Genomic DNA, 19192 nt, shown 5'->3' on the forward strand with positions numbered 1-19192 from the left:
TTACTTAGACGGTTGTTTTTTTATGGAGTAACATCCAAACGTCTTTACTAGAAACAGGTTTGCTAATAAAGAATCCTTGAATGTGGTCGCAGTTTTGATCATGTAAAAACTTCCATTGTTCTTCCGTTTCTACACCTTCTGCAATAACTTCTAAATTTAATTCTTTTGATAATGTAATAATGGAGGAGATGATTGCTTCCTCTAAAGGACTAGTTGTAATTCCACAAATAAACTCTCGAGCAATTTTTAATGTGTTGATTGGATATTTTGTTAAATAAGCTAAAGAGCTATAACCAGTTCCGAAGTCATCGATTGAAATTTGAATACCGAGATCTTGAAGCTGTTCTAGTTTTGCAACTACAGATTGATTTTGATTAATTGCGATGCTTTCCGTAATTTCAATATCTAGTGCTTCTGGTTTCAGCTCTGTTTCTTCCAACACCTTTGAAATAGTTGGGATTAAATGTGCATGGTTAAATTGAACAACAGATAAATTCACACCAACTTTTAAGTGAGAAAAACCTTGATTATGCCATCTTTTTGCCTCTAAACAGGCAGTACGTAAAATCCAATTACCAAGTTCAATAATAAAACCAGTTTCCTCTGCTAGAGGAATAAATTGGGCAGGCGATACGATGCCGAGTTTCGGATGTTTCCAACGTATTAATGCTTCAAAACCGATAATTTGTTTTGTTTTTGTACTTACTTGTGGCTGATATTCAAGGAAAAATTCATTTTGTTGTAATGCTTTTGAAAGTTCACCTTCTAAGAATTGAATTTCACTTTGAGCGATACTCATTTCTTTTGAGAAGAAAACAAATCTGTTTTTTCCATTTGCTTTTGCACAATACATCGCCATATCAGCATTTTTCATTAACTCAGTTACATCAGTTCCGCAATCAGGGTACATCGCAATTCCGATACTTGGTGTAATAGAGAGTTCTTCGCCTTGAATGAAGAATGGTTTGTTTAAAATAGTTAAAATCTGTTCAGCTATAAAAATTGCACTTTTTTCTGAGTACATATCTGGTAATAGAATTGTAAACTCATCTCCACCTTGGCGAGCGACGACATCTTTTGAACGTAGGCAACTGCGTAATCTTTTTGCTACTTCAATTAATAATAAATCTCCGACGTCATGACCAAGTCTATCGTTAATTTTTTTAAATCGATCTAAATCAAGGAATATGACGGCGACATCATTTGCATTAGTTTGAGCTGTATTTAAAATGGTCTTTAAATCTTTTTCAAACTTTCGGCGATTTGGTAATCCAGTAAGTGCATCGTGAAAGGCTAAATGTTCCACTTGTTTTTGTTTTTCATATAAAGTGGTAATATCACGCGCTATCCCAAACATTCCGACCACTTCTTTGTTTATAAAAGTAGGGATAAGTGTAATATGGAGATAATAATAATAGCCTTCTTGTTCTTTTGTACGAACTTCTAACGTTTGTGGCCTACCTTCTTTTGTAATTTGTAAAGCCTTCTTTAGTAGTTCATGGTCTTTTGAATCGATGAAGTGTAGCAGAGAATAGCTTGCCACTTCGCAATAATAGGCGGTAAATAAGCTTTCGCATGCTTTATTAGATTGTTGAAAAATGCCATTCATATTTAAAGAGAAAACGGCATCGGGATGATCTTCGAATAAAGATTTATAGCGTTGTTCACTTTTTGATAATGCAAATGCACCTTCTTCAACTTCATCCTCTAGTTGTGTAGTCAACTGTTCAAATGTATGGATTAGTGCTTGATTATCTTTCCACATGTAAAGTTGTCTCAAGAATAACAAAATAAGTGATAATACGAGACCGATTAACATGAATTTATCATCCCAAGGTTGAATGATAATAAAGGAAAAAGTAATAATGATACTAACATAAGGTAGTATAAAGCGTACATAATCGAATCGATAATATTTCGCTTTCGTTTCATGTTGCATTGGTTTATCCAAAATATATAGTATGGAAGAAAGTCCAATTAATAACATGGAAGCAGTGTGTATTAAATAATTAATTTCAGTCGAAGTTTGAATCCCAAAATTTAATTGAAACAGATGAATATAACCGTATACGAGTATAATAGTGAAACCGATAATTAATGCAATTCTACTAGAAGAATATTGTTCTCTTCTATATAGACTAATAACGGCGTAAATTACTAATGATTGTGCAATAAAATACCCCATTAAAATCCAAGTATCCTTTGTTAACATACGGAAGCTTGAAAGATCTAAGATAAAAGTTAAGGTGAAATAAATGTTCATAATAACAATAAAGATGCTATCGAATGAAAATTGAGCAAGCCCCTTAATAGAGTAATTTTTTATGAATTTTATAGCAAATCCAACAAAGAGCAAAATATATTGTATGATAAAAAAAGGTAATGCTTTATATGAGAATATGGCTTGCTCATGAATAGAATGTGAATGAAGGAATAAAGTTATCTCCATAGCTAATCCGCATAGGCAAGTACACAATAATAAAATCCAAAATAATTTATCGCCATGCGTCATTTTCCTAATTGCTTTATATAAGCAATAGCAAGAAAAAAGTGCAGCGAAACAGAATAAGAAAAGAATCCCGATTTCTTTTATATTCGATTCATTTGGAATAAGGAATATCCAAAGAGCAAATATAAATATGTATATTATGACAGATTGTATATACTTTTTTTGATTAATCATATTATGACTCCGTTTCAATAAAGTTGAATCTCGGGGGAAATGCTAATTTAAATAATAGCATATAAAATAGGATGTTTTTGATTATAAAAATCACTTTTTGAAAAAAATGGTGCAAAGCTACAATTTACCACTGTAACTTTGCACCACCTATTCGTTTAATTCCTCTTATAGCAGAAAGCTCATCTATTAATTGGAATAGCGCTAAGTCTTTTTGTTTACTTTCAATCATAATATCGAAATTATGATTGTTTTTTTTTGCAATGTGTAAGAATGGCTTAATAAACTCTAAATCGATATATTCAGCATGAGCCCTAAATTCTTTTTTCGACCTAGGGGAGGAAATGTGAACTTTAGGAGAGATATTTGTATGTGACCAAGTTTCAAAAATTGCAGGAAGCAAATCTTCTAGTGGTTCCTCGCAAAGATTGGCCATATGATGATGATAATCAAATACAAATGGGATATTTTCTTTTTGGCAAATTGATAAAGTTTCAGAAGTTGTATATGTTTTATCATCGTTTTCAAGAGTCATTTGTTTTTTTATATGTGCAGGAAGTTTTTTTATGTTTTCATGGAAGCGCTCAATTGCTTTTTCTTTATTTCCATAGGCTCCACCTACATGAATATTAATGTAAGAAGAATCTGCAATGCCTATAGCATCCAATATTTTATAATGATAAGTCATATCCGTAATAGCGTTAGTAGTAATGTGTGGCTTGTCGCTTGTAAATAGCGTAAATTGATTTGGATGAAAACTAATTCGTAAATTGTGTTCTTTAATTAAAGCCCCTATTTTACGCCAAAGTGGTGTAAATCCCTCAATATAGTCAAACTCGACCTCGGGATGTGTTGCAAGTGGGACGATGGAAGACGATAGGCGATATAGTGAAATTTCATGCGCTATATTGTAATGAAGGATACGTATTGTGTGCTCTAAATTTTGCCTTATAATATGGTACAGTTTGTCTTCTCGCTCTTGTTTGCCTAGTTTTTTAAAGCTTGTAAACGTCATTGTTTTGGCAGGAGAACAGTCCCAGAGTGCCATTGCATGTGAGACATATCCAAACCGCATAATCATATAAGGTACACCTCTTTTATTCATTGTCTTTCCTATAAAAAGAAAGCAAACATTGTTCCAATCCATTCCTTTCCCCTATCGATAAGAGAAAACGGGCTTACATCTCTATAGGAAAGTACGGATGCATTCTCTAAATCTTCATGGAATTTATTTTTTACTGTTTGAATGAAATGTTTATTATATAAAAGGCAGTTTATTTCATGGTTAATATATAAACTTCTCATATCAAAGTTTGCGGTTCCAATATCACAAACATCATCGTCCACTATAATAATTTTGGCGTGAAAAAACCCTTGTTGAAATGCGTAAATATTGCAACCAGCCTGTATTAATTTTCGGCAGTACGGGAATTTTGCTTCTCGAACGAGAGGGTGATCAGCTTTTTCGGGAACAAGAATTGTGATTTGAACGCCTCTTTCTCTTGCTTTTAATAAGGCATTCATAATTTTTTTTCCAGGAATAAAATATGGAGTACCGATAAAGAGCTCTTTTTTTGCCCCCTCAATTAAGTGTAAAAAAGTATGTTGTAAATAAGCACCATCAGTCGGAATAAATTGATGTAGAATGGTACCTGGGTGTTGTTTCGGAAAATAAAGAGAAGCATCCAAGAAATTCTGTTTTGTATCATCAAACCAGTCATGCAAAAATTGCTTTTGTAAATCTTGAACCCCTTCTCCCGTAAGACGTAAATGATAGTCTCGCCATAATCCTAAGCGTTCATTATGCCCTAGATACTCTTCTCCGATATTAAATCCCCCAATATAGCCGGTTTTCCCATCAATCACTGTAATTTTCCTATGATTTCTTTGATTGGCAGAAAAGAAAGGAAGAGGAAATTTTACCTTATGACAAAATGAAAAAGATACACCATGTTTTTGCAGGGAGCGAATAGCTTCGTTTGATAAAGAATGGCTGCCAAACCGATCAAGTAAAAGTCGTACTTCAATTCCTTCCTGAGCCTTATCAATCAATAACTTTAAAAATTCACGACTGATTTTATCGTTTTTTACAATGAAGAATAAAACATGAATGTGGTGCTGTGCTTGTTTTATATCAGTAAATAAAGCGTCATATAAATCTTTCCCGTATGTATAAAGGTGAAAATCACTTTGACGTAAAGGGAAAGTGCGAGAGCGTACCCGTTTTAAATGAAGAAGTCTCCCGTATGAAAGGTCAATTGTAATCCAAAGAGCAACGGATATTAACAAGAGAGATAAGTAGAGCATCAGTGAATTCCCTCCTTCGCATTCTTTTCACCTTCAGTGTGTTACAAATGATACGGGTAGCACGGCTGTTATTATAAATTTCATCAGAAGATAGTATTTTGTACTGATTAAGTTTCACTTTATCCCGCTTTAACGGGCAGTAAACCTCCCACCTTAAAATTTGATGAATAAGTAGAAGATAGTGTGGAAATCAACTGCCCGTAAAAGTCCGATTGGTTCAACTAATAATCAGCGGGGGATGAACCACCCCTTACTGATTAAAGTTTCACTTTATAGTTTCACCGAAATAAACAGCTTTATGAAAAAATGTGTTGTTCTATAACAAAAAACTGTTGACTGAATGCTCACTCATTATATAATGGGGATAGGGGATATAATTCAGAAAATTATATATTTTCGAAGATTCTAAAAAGAAAGAGGGCTTACAAAGAGAGGGGTAGCATAAAAATGAATAACTTACTGATCATTAATTGGCTGGCTGCCATTGCTGTTATTGCTTATGCAGGATATTTGTTTGTATATCTTATACGGACGAGGATGGCCTACATACAATTAGGAAAAAAGATTGAATTTGACCGCCGTTTTAAAGAGCGTTGGGATCTCCTTAAGGTCAATGTTTTCGGTCAGAAAAAGCTGCTGAAAGATAAGAAAAGCGGCATCATTCACGTTATGTTCTTTTACGGATTTATTCTTGTCCAATTTGGAGCAATTGACTTCGTTTGGAAAGGACTCGCACCAGGATCACATCTTCCACTTGGACCACTATACCCTGCATTTACATTCTTCCAGGAAATTGTCACACTTGTTATTTTAATTGCAGTATTTTGGGCTTTTCATAGACGTTATGTAGAAAAGCTTGTTCGTTTAAAACGTAACTTCAAATCAGGTCTTGTTCTTATCTTTATCGGTGGCTTAATGATTTCTGTGCTACTTGGTAACGGTATGGGACTTATATGGCATGGCGAGGAGCTTTCATGGAGTGAACCAATTGCTTCTGCAATCGCTTACGTTTTTAGCGGGATAAATGAAACCGTAGCCATTTCAGTGTTCTATTTCTCTTGGTGGGTGCATTTACTAATTTTGTTAACGTTTTTAGTGTATGTTCCACAATCAAAACATGCGCATTTAATTGCGGGACCAGCTAATGTATTCTTCGGTCGTCTTTCAAACCCAGGGAAGCTTGAAAAGATTGATTTTGAAGATGAAACGCAAGAAACATTTGGTGTTGGTAAAATTGAAGACTTTAGACAAAATCAACTTATTGACTTATACGCTTGTGTAGAGTGTGGTCGTTGTACAAATATGTGTCCGGCAACAGGCACAGGAAAAATGTTATCGCCGATGGACTTAATTTTAAAACTTCGCGATCATTTAACTGATAAAGGAGCTGCGGTAACATCAAAAGCACCGTGGGTTCCAGTAGTAGCTTTTAATAATACACAAGGAAATCAGTTAGCGATGATGGCGGCTGGAAAAGGACAACAAGAATCAGCGGCTACAACGCTTGCTTACGATCCGAGTTTAATCGGAGATGTTATTACAGAAGAAGAGATTTGGGCTTGTACAACGTGTCGTAACTGTGAAGATCAATGTCCGGTTATGAATGAGCATGTTGATAAAATTATTGATTTACGCCGCTATCTTGTTTTAACAGAAGGAAAAATGGATGCGGAAGCACAACGCGCGATGACAAACATAGAACGTCAAGGAAATCCGTGGGGTCTGAACCGTAAAGAGCGTGAAACATGGCGCCAAGGTGATGACGAAGTAACAGTTCCAACGGTAAAAGAAAAATCAAAAGCTGGTGAGGAATTCGAGTATTTATTCTGGGTTGGTTCAATGGGATCATATGATAATCGTAGTCAGAAGATTGCGATATCGTTTGCGAAATTAATGAATGAAGCAGGCATCTCATTCGCGATTCTCGGTAATAAAGAAAAGAACTCTGGAGATACACCGCGCCGTCTTGGAAATGAATTTGTATTCCAAGAGATGGCGACAAAGAATATCGAAGAATTTGAAAAAGCAGGAGTAAAGAAAATCGTTACGATTGATCCTCATGCTTATAACACATTTAAAAATGAGTATCCGGACTTTGGCTTGCAAGCAGAGGTCTATCATCATACAGAATTGTTAGCTCAGTGGGTGAAAGAGGGGCGCTTAAAGCCTGTTCACGCTATCGAGGAAACAGTTACGTACCATGATTCCTGTTATTTAGGAAGATACAACGAAGTATACGAAGCGCCACGCGACATTTTGAAAGCAATTCCTGGTGTGAACCTTGTAGAAATGGCACGTAACCGTGAAACGGGAATGTGTTGTGGCGCAGGTGGCGGCTTAATGTGGATGGAGGAAACAGCAGGCTCTCGTATTAACGTTGCTCGTACAGAACAAGCACTAGCTGTGCAGCCATCCATTATTGGTACAGGGTGTCCATATTGCTTAACGATGATCAGTGATGGAACGAAAGCGAAAGAAGTAGAAGAGAAAGTTCAAACTCTTGATGTGACAGAGATTTTAGAACGATCTGTTATTGGACAGAAAAAAGAAGCGATGTAGTTTGTAAGGATGTATACAACTTTAGAAAGAGGTGCAATGTTTGCACCTCTTCTCAACGTAGGGATACCGAGCGAGCGCTCAGTGTTAAAAAATGAAATGGGGGAAAAAACATGAGTAAAACAGTTATTTTAAGTGCTGCAAGAACACCAGTTGGAAAATTTGGAGGATCTTTAAAAGATGTAAAAGCGACGGAACTTGGAGGAATTGCAATTAAAGCGGCGCTTGAAAGAGCAAATGTTTCTGCTAGTGATGTGGAGGAAGTTATATTTGGAACGGTTATTCAAGGTGGGCAGGGGCAAATTCCATCGCGCCAAGCTGCGAGAGCTGCGGGAATCCCTTGGGAAGTGCAGACGGAAACAGTAAATAAAGTTTGTGCATCAGGACTTCGTGCGGTTACATTAGCAGACCAAATTATTCGTACTGGTGATCAATCACTGATTGTAGCTGGTGGAATGGAATCAATGAGTAACAGTCCTTACATTTTACGCGGGGCAAGATGGGGATACAGAATGGGTAACAACGAAGTTATCGATTTAAACGTTGCTGACGGTTTAACATGCGCATTTTCAGGTGTACACATGGGCGTTTATGGCGGAGAAGTTGCGAAGGAAGATGGGATCTCTCGCGAAGCGCAAGATGAGTGGGCATATCGTAGCCATCAACGCGCGGTTTCAGCACATAAAGAAGGACGTTTTGAAGAGGAAATTGTCCCCGTAACAATTCCGCAAAGAAAAGGCGATCCTATCGTTGTTGCAAAGGATGAGGCACCACGCGAGGATACAACAATTGAAAAGTTAGCGAAATTAAAACCTGTATTTGACCAGACGTCGGCAGTAACAGCTGGTAATGCTCCAGGATTGAATGATGGCGGTGCTGCGCTTGTATTAATGAGCGAAGACAGAGCGAAGCAAGAAGGAAGAAAGCCATTAGCGACAATTTTAGCACATACGGCAATTGCAGTAGAATCAAAGGATTTCCCAAGAACGCCAGGTTATGCAATTAACGAATTGTTGAAAAAAACAGGAAAGACAATTGAAGACATCGATTTATTCGAGATTAATGAAGCATTTGCAGCGGTAGCAATTGCAAGTACAGAGATTGCAGGAATTGATCCAGAAAAATTGAATGTAAATGGCGGTGCAGTAGCGATGGGACATCCGATTGGAGCAAGTGGAGCGCGTATTATCGTTACACTTATTCATGCATTAAAGCAGCGCGGTGGTGGAATTGGAATTGCCTCAATTTGTAGCGGTGGCGGTCAAGGTGACGCAGTGATGATTGAAGTTCACTAATTAAAGTTCGAGGGTATAAAATTTATTAACAATTAAGGGGGAAGAAAAAAATGGGTGTACAAAAGATTGTTGTAATTGGTGCAGGACAAATGGGATCGGGAATTGCACAAGTATGTGCAATGGCAGGATATGATGTGAAGGTACAAGATTTAAAACAAGAGCAATTAGATAGAGGATTGGCTATCATTACGAAAAACTTAGCGCGCCAAGTAGAAAAAGGACGCATGAAGGAAGAAGAGAAAGAGGCAACTTTAAATCGTCTTACGGTAACGCTTGATTTAGATTGTGTGAAAGAAGCGGACCTTGTTATTGAAGCGGCTGTTGAGAAGATGGATATTAAAAAGAAAATCTTTGCGAATCTAGATGAAATCGCACCAGATCACGCTATTTTAGCAACGAATACGTCATCTCTACCAATTACAGAAATTGCAGCGGTAACAAAACGTCCGGAAAAGGTAATCGGTATGCACTTTATGAATCCAGTTCCAGTTATGAAGCTTGTTGAGATTATTCGTGGTTTGGCTACAGATGATGCGGTATATGAAGCAATTGAAGATATTACGAAAAAAATCGGTAAAGTACCAGTTGAAGTAAATGATTTCCCAGGTTTTGTATCAAACCGCATTTTGCTACCAATGATTAATGAAGCAATTTATACGTTATATGAGGGTGTGGCGACGAAAGAAGCCATTGATGAAGTAATGAAGCTTGGTATGAACCATCCGATGGGGCCTTTGACGCTCGCTGATTTTATCGGTTTAGATACGTGTTTATACATTATGGAAGTGTTGCATGAAGGATTAGGAGATAGTAAATATCGCCCATGTCCGTTATTACGTAAGTATGTGAATGCGGGATGGTTAGGACGTAAAACAGGTCGTGGATTCTACGTTTACGAATAAATTCCCCCTTTGTTACAAAATAGTGGTCTTACCAAATTGTTAAAAGGATATATAGCAAATGGAGGCGGAGTATATGAACTTTCGTTTTAATGAAGAGCAGCAAATGATGAGGAAAATGGTTCGGGATTTTGCGCAGAAGGAAATAGCTCCCTTTGTTCCTAGTATGGAACAAGGGGTTTTCCCGAAAGAGATTTTGCAAAAGATGGGTGAGCTTGGATTAATGGGTATTCCAGCGCCTGCAAAATACGGCGGCGCAGAAATGGATTTTATGTCTTACATTCTAGCAATTGAGGAAATTTCAAAGGTAAGCGCAACAGTTGGTGTAATTTTAGCTGTACATACGTCAGTTGGAATGAATCCGATTTTATATTTCGGAACAGAAGAACAGAAGAAAAAGTATGTTTCTAAACTTGCAACTGGGGAATATCTAGGCGGATTTGCTTTAACTGAGCCAAATGCAGGATCAGATGCAGGGAGTTTGAAATCAAGAGCTGTAAAAAAAGGTGATCATTACATTATTAATGGATCGAAAGTGTTTATTACCAATGGTGGTGAAGCAAGTACATACATTGTATTCGCTTCTACAAATCCAGAGGCAGGAAAAAGTGGTATTTCTGCATTTATAGTAGAGAAAGATACACCTGGTCTAATCATCGGAAAAGATGAACATAAGATGGGGCTTCTCGGTTCTCGTACAGTACAACTTACGTTTGAAGACATGAAAGTGCCAGCTGAGAATTTACTTGGGGAAGAAGGACAAGGATTCAAGGTGGCGATGGCGAATTTAGATGTTGGGCGAATTGGAATCGGTGCACAGGCGTTAGGAATTGCTGAAGCGGCGCTTGCATGTGCGATTGATTATGCAAAAGAACGAGAGCAATTTGGGAAGCCGATTGCGGCGCAGCAAGGGATTGGCTTCAAACTTGCAGATATGGCAACAAGCGTCGAGGCAGCGCGATTACTCGTATATAGAGCGGCATCTCTTAGGGCACAAGGATTACCATGCGGTAAAGAAGCATCTATTGCAAAATTATTTGCTTCTAAGACAGCGGTTGAAGTCGCGATTGAGGCGGTGCAAGTATTTGGTGGTTACGGTTATACAAAAGACTATCCAGTAGAAAGATTTTTCCGTGATGCGAAAATCACGCAAATATATGAAGGAACGAGTGAAATACAGAAACTTGTTATTAGCCGTGCTTTATAACAGGACGAGGGGGAGACGGAGATGCATTTTAAACTATCAGAAGAACATGAAATGATAAGAAAAATGGTTCGAGATTTTGCTAAGAACGAAGTAGCGCCAACGGCAGCTGAGCGTGATGAGGAAGAGCGATTTGATCGAAAGTTATTTGATCAAATGGCAGAGCTTGGTTTAACCGGTATTCCATGGCCTGAAGAGTACGGTGGAATTGGAAGCGATTACTTAGCGTACGTAATCGCCATTGAAGAATTATCTCGCGTTTGTGCTTCAACAGGTGTAACACTGTCAGCACATACTTCACTCGCTGGTTGGCCAGTTTTTAAATTTGGGACGGAAGAACAAAAGCAAAAGTTTTTACGACCGATGGCTGAAGGAAAGAAAATTGGCGCATATGGCTTAACGGAGCCAGGATCTGGATCGGATGCTGGTGGAATGAAGACGATTGCAAAGAGAGATGGGGACCATTACGTATTAAATGGATCAAAAATCTTTATTACAAATGGCGGAATTGCCGATATTTATGTTGTTTTTGCATTAACTGATCCTGAATCGAAGCAGCGCGGCACGAGCGCATTTATTGTAGAAAGTGATACGCCAGGGTTTTCAGTTGGGAAGAAGGAAAGCAAGTTAGGGATTCGCTCTTCACCAACAACTGAAATTATGTTTGAAGATTGCCGTATACCTGTAGAGAATCTACTTGGGGAAGAGGGACAAGGATTTAAGGTTGCGATGCAAACATTAGATGGTGGCCGTAATGGTATTGCGGCGCAAGCTGTTGGTATTGCACAAGGGGCTTTAGATGCTTCTGTAGAATATGCAAGAGAGCGCTATCAATTTGGAAAGCCGATTGCGGCGCAGCAAGGGATTGGCTTTAAACTTGCGGATATGGCAACAGATGTAGAAGCAGCACGCCTTTTAACATATCAAGCGGCTTGGCTTGAATCAGAAGGGCTTCCGTATGGGAAAGAATCAGCGATGTCAAAAGTATTTGCAGGTGATACAGCGATGAAGGTGACGACTGAAGCGGTGCAAGTATTTGGTGGTTACGGTTATACGAAAGATTATCCAGTAGAGCGTTATATGCGAGATGCAAAGATTACACAAATATATGAAGGAACACAAGAGATTCAGAGGCTTGTAATTTCTCGTATGTTAACGAAGTAGGAACGAAAGCGTAGGTATTTTCCTACGCTTTTTCCTTCCAAAAAATAATAGAGAGAGGTGAAGGGGATGGTTAAACATAACGTACATGCATCGGTGAAAGATGAAAAATTAGTCGCGTTAAGACGTGAACAAATGATTAAAGGTGCGGTGCAACTGTTTAAACAAAAAGGATTTCCGCGTACAACAACGAGAGAGATTGCAAAAGCGGCTGGATTTAGTATAGGGACACTTTATGAGTACATTCGTACGAAAGATGATGTTTTGTATTTAGTTTGTGATAGTATATATGAACATGTAAAAGAACGATTAGAGGAAGTAGTGTGTACAGAAAAAGGAAGTATAGAAAGTTTAAAGATAGCGATAACGAATTACTTTAAAGTGATGGACGAATTACAAGAAGAAGTATTAATTATGTATCAAGAAGTACGTTTTTTACCGAAAGAATCTCTCCCATATGTATTAGAAAAAGAGTTTCAAATGGTGGGAATGTTTGAGGATATTTTAGAACAGTGTACGGAAAATGGAACATTTATATTAAATAAAAAAGAAATACAGCTTCTTGCACATAATATTTTTATACAAGGACAAATGTGGGGGTTTAGACGCTGGGCGCTGCAAAAACTGTATACGCTCGAGGAATATACAGAAATGCAAATTAGGTATGTACTGCAGGGGGCCCATATGCTTCCGAAATAAGGAATGGACAAATTATTAATTTTATTACCATATAAAAGTTTCCCGTTTTTTTTGTAGCATATTTGTGCGACTTTTGTTTATAATGAATAGTATGGATTTTTTTAGGCAGACCGTTATATATAAGGTTATATTTGAAGAAAGGAAGTGCCGCATAAGTGAATTTTAAGCAATATTCACCAGAAGAGCTAAAAGAATGTTCAATGATTGAAGTTGTACATAGCGTTTTAGGGGATAAAAGACAAGCAACGACATTCAACGAGTTGGTTCAAGAAATCGCTCAAGTGCTGGGACTATCTCAAGAGCAAGTTAATGCGAAACTCGCACAATTTTATACAGACTTAAACATCGATGGACGTTTCATTAATTTAGGAGAAAATCGTTGGGGACTACGCAGCTGGTACCCATATGAGCAAATTGATGAAGAAATCTTACCGCAGCCAAAACCGAAGAAAAAACGTAAAGTTGAAGAAGACGGTTTTGACGACTACATTGAAGAAGATGAAGATGACTTTGACGATGCAGACGGAAATGCAGAAGAAGATGTAGAAGATTTGGACAAGGTTCTTGAAGATGAAGACGGAGACGACGATGATGATCTTGATGATTTAGATGAAGATGAAGAAGACGACTTCGCTGAAGAAGAACTTGAGTATGATGAAACTGAAGAAGAAGAAGAGGAAGAACTGTAGTTCTTGACTTTTCATTATCGTCCATGTAGAATCATTTTTGGGCTCTTTAAAAAAGGACGATAATACTTTTAAAGTGTAAATATAAAAGAAAATTGCTCCCTACTTATTACTTTATGTGATGAGGGGAGCAATTTTCTTTTTTGTTTTTTGTTTAGAAAATAAAAAGAGTCTAACAATAAGATGGATACAGTGTTATCTACATACGTTGCGCTTTGCAACGGTGATTATATAACAGCAAAATAGAAGGGAGCTTTTTCATGACTAAGTATATTTTTGTAACAGGCGGTGTAGTATCGTCTTTAGGAAAAGGTATTACAGCAGCATCACTTGGAAGACTTTTAAAAAACCGTGGTTTAAACGTAACGATTCAAAAGTTTGATCCATACATTAACGTAGACCCAGGGACTATGAGCCCATACCAACACGGTGAGGTATTCGTAACAGATGATGGCGCAGAAACTGACTTAGACCTTGGTCACTATGAGCGTTTCATCGATATTAACTTAAACAAATACAGCAACGTAACAACAGGTAAAATTTACTCTTCAGTTCTTCAAAAAGAGCGTCGCGGTGAATATTTAGGAGGAACAGTTCAGGTTATTCCTCACATTACTAACGAAATTAAAGAGCGCGTATACCGTTCTGGTCGCGAAACAAATGCGGATGTTGTTATTACAGAAATTGGTGGAACTGTTGGTGATATCGAGTCTCTACCATTCTTAGAAGCAATCCGTCAAATTAAGAGCGACATCGGTCGTGACAATGTAATGTACATTCACTGTACGTTAATCCCGTACTTAAAAGCAGCGGGTGAAATGAAAACAAAACCAACGCAACATAGCGTTAAAGAGCTTCGTAGCTTAGGTATTCAACCAAATATTATCGTTGTTCGTACAGAACTGCCTGTTTCTCAAGATATGAAAGACAAGCTTGCATTATTCTGTGACATCGATACAAAAGCAGTTATCGAAGCACGCGATGCAGATACTTTATACGCGGTTCCATTATCTCTTCAAGAGCAAAACATGGACCAAATCGTTTGCGATCACTTAAAATTAGACAATCCAGCTGCAGATATGACAGAGTGGACTGCGCTAGTTAACAAAGTGCGTAACCTTTCTAAGAAAACAAAAATCGCTCTTGTTGGTAAATACGTAGAGCTTCAAGATGCATACATTTCTGTTGTAGAAGCACTTCGTCATGCTGGTTACTCATTCGACACAGATGTAGAAGTAAAGTGGGTAAATGCTGAGCACGTAACAGCAGAAAACGTAAAAGAATTAGTTGGCGATACAGATGGTATCCTTGTACCAGGTGGCTTCGGCGATCGTGGTGTAGAAGGTAAAATCGTTGCGATTCAATATGCTCGTGAAAACAAAGTTCCATTCTTAGGAATTTGCTTAGGTATGCAACTTGCATCAATCGAATTCGCACGTAATGTATTAGGTTTAGAAGGTGCCAACTCTTCTGAAATCAACCCTGACACACCATATGCAATCATCGATTTATTACCAGAACAAAAAGATGTAGAGGACCTAGGTGGTACACTTCGTCTTGGTCTATACCCATGTAAGCTTGCTGAAGAAACAAATGCTTACAATGCTTATAATGAGCCGGTTGTATATGAGCGTCATCGTCATCGTTATGAGTTCAACAATCAGTTCCGTCCGGATATGGAAAAAGAAGGATTTGTATTCTCTGGTACAAGCCCAGACGGCCGTCTAGTTGAAATCATTGAATTAAAAGACCACCCTTGGTTCGTGGCAGCACAGTTCCACCCAGAACTTGTTTCTCGTCCAAACCGTCCACAACCATTGTTCCATGACTTCGTAAGAGCTTCTATTACGAATAAAGAGAGCAAGTAATAAAAAAAGCGCCGTCACTTTAAAGTGACGGCGCTTTTTTTAATATTCGTTTAACATTTCATCGATTGTAAATTTGATTCCGTGATAAGCAAATAAAGCTACTATTAAGCTTGGGAACCCGTAGCGATTACCTTCATCGTCTGGAATAAGACCTTTTAGCAGTTTTGTATCAATATGTACGTCTGTATATTGTTCCAGTGATTCCGTACCTTCTTGAAGAGCAGAGATGCCAACGATAGAGTGTCCATCTGCTTGAAGTTTTTTTGCTATTGCTATAATTTCTTCATCTGTTGAAAAACGGCTAATAAGAAGTACACGATCTGCAGAGGTTACTTCTACTTCTTTACCATTTTCAAATAAGCGTTTTGCTTGCTTCATTGGTTCAACACCGAATAGTGCTTCAGCAACAACGCCCTCCATTTCATTGGTACCATATAAATAAATGAAACCATCGCCAACTAGTGCTTGAGCAAGTAAACGAGCACTATCTTCTATATTCATTTCCTCTTTTTGAGAAACTCTGGAGAAATAACCACTTAATTGAGTTGAAAAAATTTTTAACATAATGTTACTCCCTTCGTACGTGTTTGCCGGCTTTCATTATAGTTTATTTTTTTAGAAAGGTGAAATAGTAGGGTAGCATAACAAAATAGGAAACGGTAAAATAAGAAAGAATAGGAAGGAATTTGCCAAAGAATAGCGAAATTAAATCGTTAAGATATAAGAAGCTTTAAATCTTGTATTTACACAGAAAGGTTGGGAATTATGGAAGGTAAAATTTTAATCGTTGATGATCAATATGGGATTCGTGTGTTATTACATGAAGTGTTCCAAAAAGAAGGTTATCAGACATTCCAAGCAGCGAATGGATTTCAAGCTTTAGATATCGTGAAAAAAGATAATCCAGATTTAGTAGTGTTAGATATGAAAATTCCAGGCATGGATGGTATAGAGATTTTAAAGCATGTAAAAGAAATTGATGAGAGTATTAAAGTAATTTTAATGACTGCTTATGGAGAGCTTGATATGATCCAAGAAGCAAAAGATTTAGGAGCTTTAATGCATTTTGCTAAACCGTTTGATATTGATGAAATTCGTCAAGCTGTGAGAGAGCAGCTTGCTGTAGAGGCGTAAAAAATGAATTTTTTATAAAAAATATGGAAAAAAGCGTTTACATGGACTATTGAGCAAGTGAATACAGTTGAGTTTTTGAGTACAAGTTGTTATCCTATTGAGTGTAGAAAAAAGTCCGGTAGGTAAATATACATAATTTACCTTATCCTGGTCATACTACCAGCGATAAGAATTTATCGGATACAAAAAACGTTTTTTAGGAGGATTCACCATGCCTTTAGTTTCTATGAAAGAAATGCTAAACACAGCACTAGAAGGAAAATACGCAGTTGGTCAATTCAACATGAACAACTTAGAGTGGACTCAAGCTATCTTAGCTGCTGCGGAAGAAGAAAAATCTCCTGTAATCTTAGGTGTATCTGAGGGTGCAGCTCGTCATATGACTGGTTTCAAAACAGTTGTAGCTATGGTTAAAGCTTTAATCGAAGAAATGCACATCACTGTTCCTGTAGCTATTCACCTTGACCATGGTTCAAGCTTCGAAAAATGTAAAGAAGCAATCGATGCAGGTTTCACATCTGTAATGATCGACGCTTCTCACCACCCATTCGAAGAAAACGTTGAAACTACTAAAAAAGTAGTAGAATACGCACACGCTCGTAACGTATCTGTTGAAGCTGAGCTTGGAACAGTTGGCGGACAAGAAGACGACATTATCGCTGAAGGCGTAATTTACGCTGATCCTGCAGAGTGTAAGCACCTTGTTGAAGCAACAGGTATCGATTGCCTAGCTCCAGCTTTAGGTTCTGTACACGGTCCTTACAAAGGTGAGCCTAACTTAGGATTCAAAGAAATGGAAGAAGTTCGCGACTTCACTGGCGTACCTTTAGTATTACACGGTGGTACTGGTATCCCAACTGCTGATATCGTAAAAGCTATTTCTTTAGGTACTTCAAAAATTAACGTAAACACTGAGAACCAAATTGAGTTTACAAAAGCTGTTCGTGAAGCATTAAACAAAGACCAAGAAGTTTACGATCCTCGTAAATATATTGGACCTGGCCGCGAAGCTATCAAAGCAACTGTTGCTGGTAAAATGCGTGAGTTCGGTTCTAACGGTAAAGCGTAAGAATAAAATTCCGTTTTGGAAACCGTCTAGTCTTTTAGACGGTTTCCTTTCGTTGTATAATGAAAGCGTGAACAAGTCTAAAGATTTTATTATTTTTGTGTTTAAAATAGAAAATAATGTGCATAGTCCTATTAATAAATGTGATAACGTATCTAAATTGATAAAGTGAATTCGATGAATAGTTGATCTTTATCTATTCGTGCTACAGGAGAAATGAAGATAATGATTTCCTATTTATTGAGTTTTGGGATGGAAAGAGTGATTGAGATTCTTAAGGGGAGCTTTCTATAAAAAGATAGAAAGTAAATACATTCACGAGAAGGGAGCTCAATATGGAAAAATTGCTTATTGAAGGCGGAAGAGCTTTAAATGGAACAATTCGAGTAAGTGGTGCAAAGAACAGTGCCGTTGCATTAATTCCAGCGACAATTTTAGCAGATACTCCAGTAACTATTGGTGGTGTCCCTAATATTTCGGACGTAAAAATGTTAGGAGACTTACTAGAGGAAATTGGAGGGAAAGTAACTTATGGACAGGAGGAAGAGATGGTAGTCGATCCTTCTAACATGGTTGCAATGCCTTTGCCAAATGGAAAAGTGAAAAAGTTGCGTGCTTCTTATTATTTAATGGGTGCGATGCTTGGCCGTTTTAAAAAAGCTGTTATTGGGCTTCCGGGTGGATGTCATTTAGGGCCGAGGCCGATTGATCAGCATATCAAAGGGTTCGAAGCGCTAGGTGCACATGTTACGAATGAACAAGGTGCCATCTATTTAAGAGCAGATGAATTGCGCGGGGCACGTATTTATTTAGATGTTGTTAGTGTAGGGGCTACGATTAATATTATGCTAGCAGCTGTACGAGCAAAAGGTAGAACTGTTATTGAAAATGCAGCGAAAGAGCCTGAGATTATTGATGTAGCTACATTGTTAACAAGCATGGGAGCACGTATTAAAGGTGCTGGTACAGATGTAATCCGAATAGATGGTGTGGACTCTTTACATGGTTGTCACCATACTATCATCCCAGATCGTATTGAAGCTGGTACGTATATGATTCTAGGAGCTGCATCAGGAGGAGAAGTAACGGTTGATAACGTTATTCCTCAGCATTTAGAATCAGTTACTGCTAAGCTAAGAGAAGCTGGTGTTCAAGTTGAAACGAACGATGATCAAATTACAGTGAACGGTAATAGAAAGTTAAAAGTAGTTGATATCAAAACGCTTGTATATCCAGGTTTTCCAACAGATTTACAACAGCCGTTTACGACGCTTTTAACAAAGGCGCACGGGACGGGAGTTGTAACAGATACAATTTACGGTGCCCGTTTCAAACACATTGATGAATTACGTCGTATGAATGCTCAAATTAAAGTAGAGGGTCGTTCGGCAATTGTAACTGGTCCTGTGTTGTTGCAAGGTGCAAAAGTGAAAGCTAGTGATTTACGAGCGGGGGCGGCACTTGTTATTGCAGGGTTAATGGCAGATGGAATTACAGAAGTAACAGGACTTGAGCATATTGATCGAGGTTATGAGAATATAGTGGACAAGCTTAAAGGGCTTGGAGCAAACATTTGGCGAGAACAAATGACAAAGCAAGAAATTGAAGAGATGAAGAACGCATAAGTGATACTTCCG

Annotated in this window: 14 protein-coding genes and 1 pseudogene; 11 read left to right on the forward strand and 4 right to left on the reverse strand. The window is 37.8% G+C overall.

All coding sequences use genetic code 11. The features are described from left to right. Positions 1 to 4: 4 nt before the first annotated feature. The 3 genes from COK05_RS25950 to cls all read right to left on the reverse strand — a co-directional run bounded on the left by COK05_RS25950 (position 5) and on the right by cls (position 4987). A complete protein-coding gene (locus tag COK05_RS25950; RefSeq protein WP_098614845.1) occupies positions 5 to 2683 on the reverse strand; it encodes a DUF4084 domain-containing protein in 2679 nt (892 codons plus the stop codon). Between the two features lie 124 nt (positions 2684 to 2807). After that, positions 2808 to 3761, reverse strand: coding sequence for a UV DNA damage repair endonuclease UvsE (gene uvsE, locus COK05_RS25955; protein ID WP_098614874.1), 954 nt, complete (start codon positions 3759 to 3761; stop codon positions 2808 to 2810). Positions 3762 to 3793: 32 nt separating this feature from the next. Continuing rightward, complete coding sequence (cls, locus tag COK05_RS25960) at positions 3794 to 4987, reverse strand: cardiolipin synthase (RefSeq protein ID WP_098614846.1); 1194 nt, start codon at positions 4985 to 4987, stop codon at positions 3794 to 3796. A 447-nt stretch (positions 4988 to 5434) separates the two neighbouring features. Here cls and COK05_RS25965 point away from each other — a divergent pair, with 447 nt between their 5' ends. The 8 genes and pseudogenes from COK05_RS25965 to pyrG all read left to right on the forward strand — a co-directional run bounded on the left by COK05_RS25965 (position 5435) and on the right by pyrG (position 15355). Continuing rightward, positions 5435 to 7546: a heterodisulfide reductase-related iron-sulfur binding cluster gene (locus tag COK05_RS25965; RefSeq protein WP_098614847.1), complete on the forward strand. Its 2112-nt coding sequence runs from the start codon at positions 5435 to 5437 to the stop codon at positions 7544 to 7546. 9 nt (positions 7547 to 7555) lie between these two features. Then, positions 7556 to 8838 (forward strand): annotated as a pseudogene (locus tag COK05_RS25970) (acetyl-CoA C-acetyltransferase). Between the two features lie 50 nt (positions 8839 to 8888). Further along, on the forward strand, positions 8889 to 9740 hold the full coding sequence (locus tag COK05_RS25975) for a 3-hydroxybutyryl-CoA dehydrogenase (protein WP_098614849.1): 852 nt from the start codon (positions 8889 to 8891) through the stop codon (positions 9738 to 9740). Positions 9741 to 9813: 73 nt separating this feature from the next. Further along, positions 9814 to 10944, forward strand: coding sequence for an acyl-CoA dehydrogenase (locus tag COK05_RS25980; protein WP_098614850.1), 1131 nt, complete (start codon positions 9814 to 9816; stop codon positions 10942 to 10944). Between the two features lie 21 nt (positions 10945 to 10965). Next, positions 10966 to 12105: an acyl-CoA dehydrogenase AcdA gene (acdA, locus tag COK05_RS25985; protein WP_098614851.1), complete on the forward strand. Its 1140-nt coding sequence runs from the start codon at positions 10966 to 10968 to the stop codon at positions 12103 to 12105. Positions 12106 to 12171: 66 nt separating this feature from the next. Continuing rightward, positions 12172 to 12801: a TetR/AcrR family transcriptional regulator gene (locus COK05_RS25990; RefSeq protein ID WP_000238594.1), complete on the forward strand. Its 630-nt coding sequence runs from the start codon at positions 12172 to 12174 to the stop codon at positions 12799 to 12801. A 155-nt stretch (positions 12802 to 12956) separates the two neighbouring features. Next, on the forward strand, positions 12957 to 13490 hold the full coding sequence (rpoE, locus tag COK05_RS25995) for a DNA-directed RNA polymerase subunit delta (RefSeq protein WP_098614852.1): 534 nt from the start codon (positions 12957 to 12959) through the stop codon (positions 13488 to 13490). Between the two features lie 257 nt (positions 13491 to 13747). Continuing rightward, entirely contained in the window at positions 13748 to 15355 is a 1608-nt protein-coding gene (pyrG, locus tag COK05_RS26000; protein ID WP_000170447.1) for a CTP synthase, read from the forward strand. A gap of 39 nt (positions 15356 to 15394) precedes the next feature. Here pyrG and COK05_RS26005 read toward each other — a convergent pair whose 3' ends face one another. Further along, entirely contained in the window at positions 15395 to 15919 is a 525-nt protein-coding gene (locus COK05_RS26005) for a DUF2529 domain-containing protein (RefSeq protein ID WP_098614853.1), read from the reverse strand. A gap of 201 nt (positions 15920 to 16120) precedes the next feature. Here COK05_RS26005 and spo0F point away from each other — a divergent pair, with 201 nt between their 5' ends. The 3 genes from spo0F to murA all read left to right on the forward strand — a co-directional run bounded on the left by spo0F (position 16121) and on the right by murA (position 19180). After that, positions 16121 to 16489 carry a sporulation initiation phosphotransferase Spo0F gene (spo0F, locus tag COK05_RS26010; RefSeq protein ID WP_000398593.1) on the forward strand — a complete coding sequence of 123 codons (369 nt, stop codon included), beginning with the start codon at positions 16121 to 16123 and terminating at the stop codon, positions 16487 to 16489. 211 nt (positions 16490 to 16700) lie between these two features. Next, positions 16701 to 17558 carry a class II fructose-bisphosphate aldolase gene (locus COK05_RS26015; RefSeq protein ID WP_098614854.1) on the forward strand — a complete coding sequence of 286 codons (858 nt, stop codon included), beginning with the start codon at positions 16701 to 16703 and terminating at the stop codon, positions 17556 to 17558. 332 nt (positions 17559 to 17890) lie between these two features. Further along, positions 17891 to 19180: a UDP-N-acetylglucosamine 1-carboxyvinyltransferase gene (murA, locus tag COK05_RS26020; RefSeq protein ID WP_000413254.1), complete on the forward strand. Its 1290-nt coding sequence runs from the start codon at positions 17891 to 17893 to the stop codon at positions 19178 to 19180. The last annotated feature ends 12 nt before the right edge of the window (positions 19181 to 19192 follow it).

It is taken from the genome of Bacillus cereus (assembly GCF_002567495.1).
GTDB classification, from domain to species: Bacteria; Bacillota; Bacilli; order Bacillales; family Bacillaceae_G; genus Bacillus_A; species Bacillus_A cereus_AQ.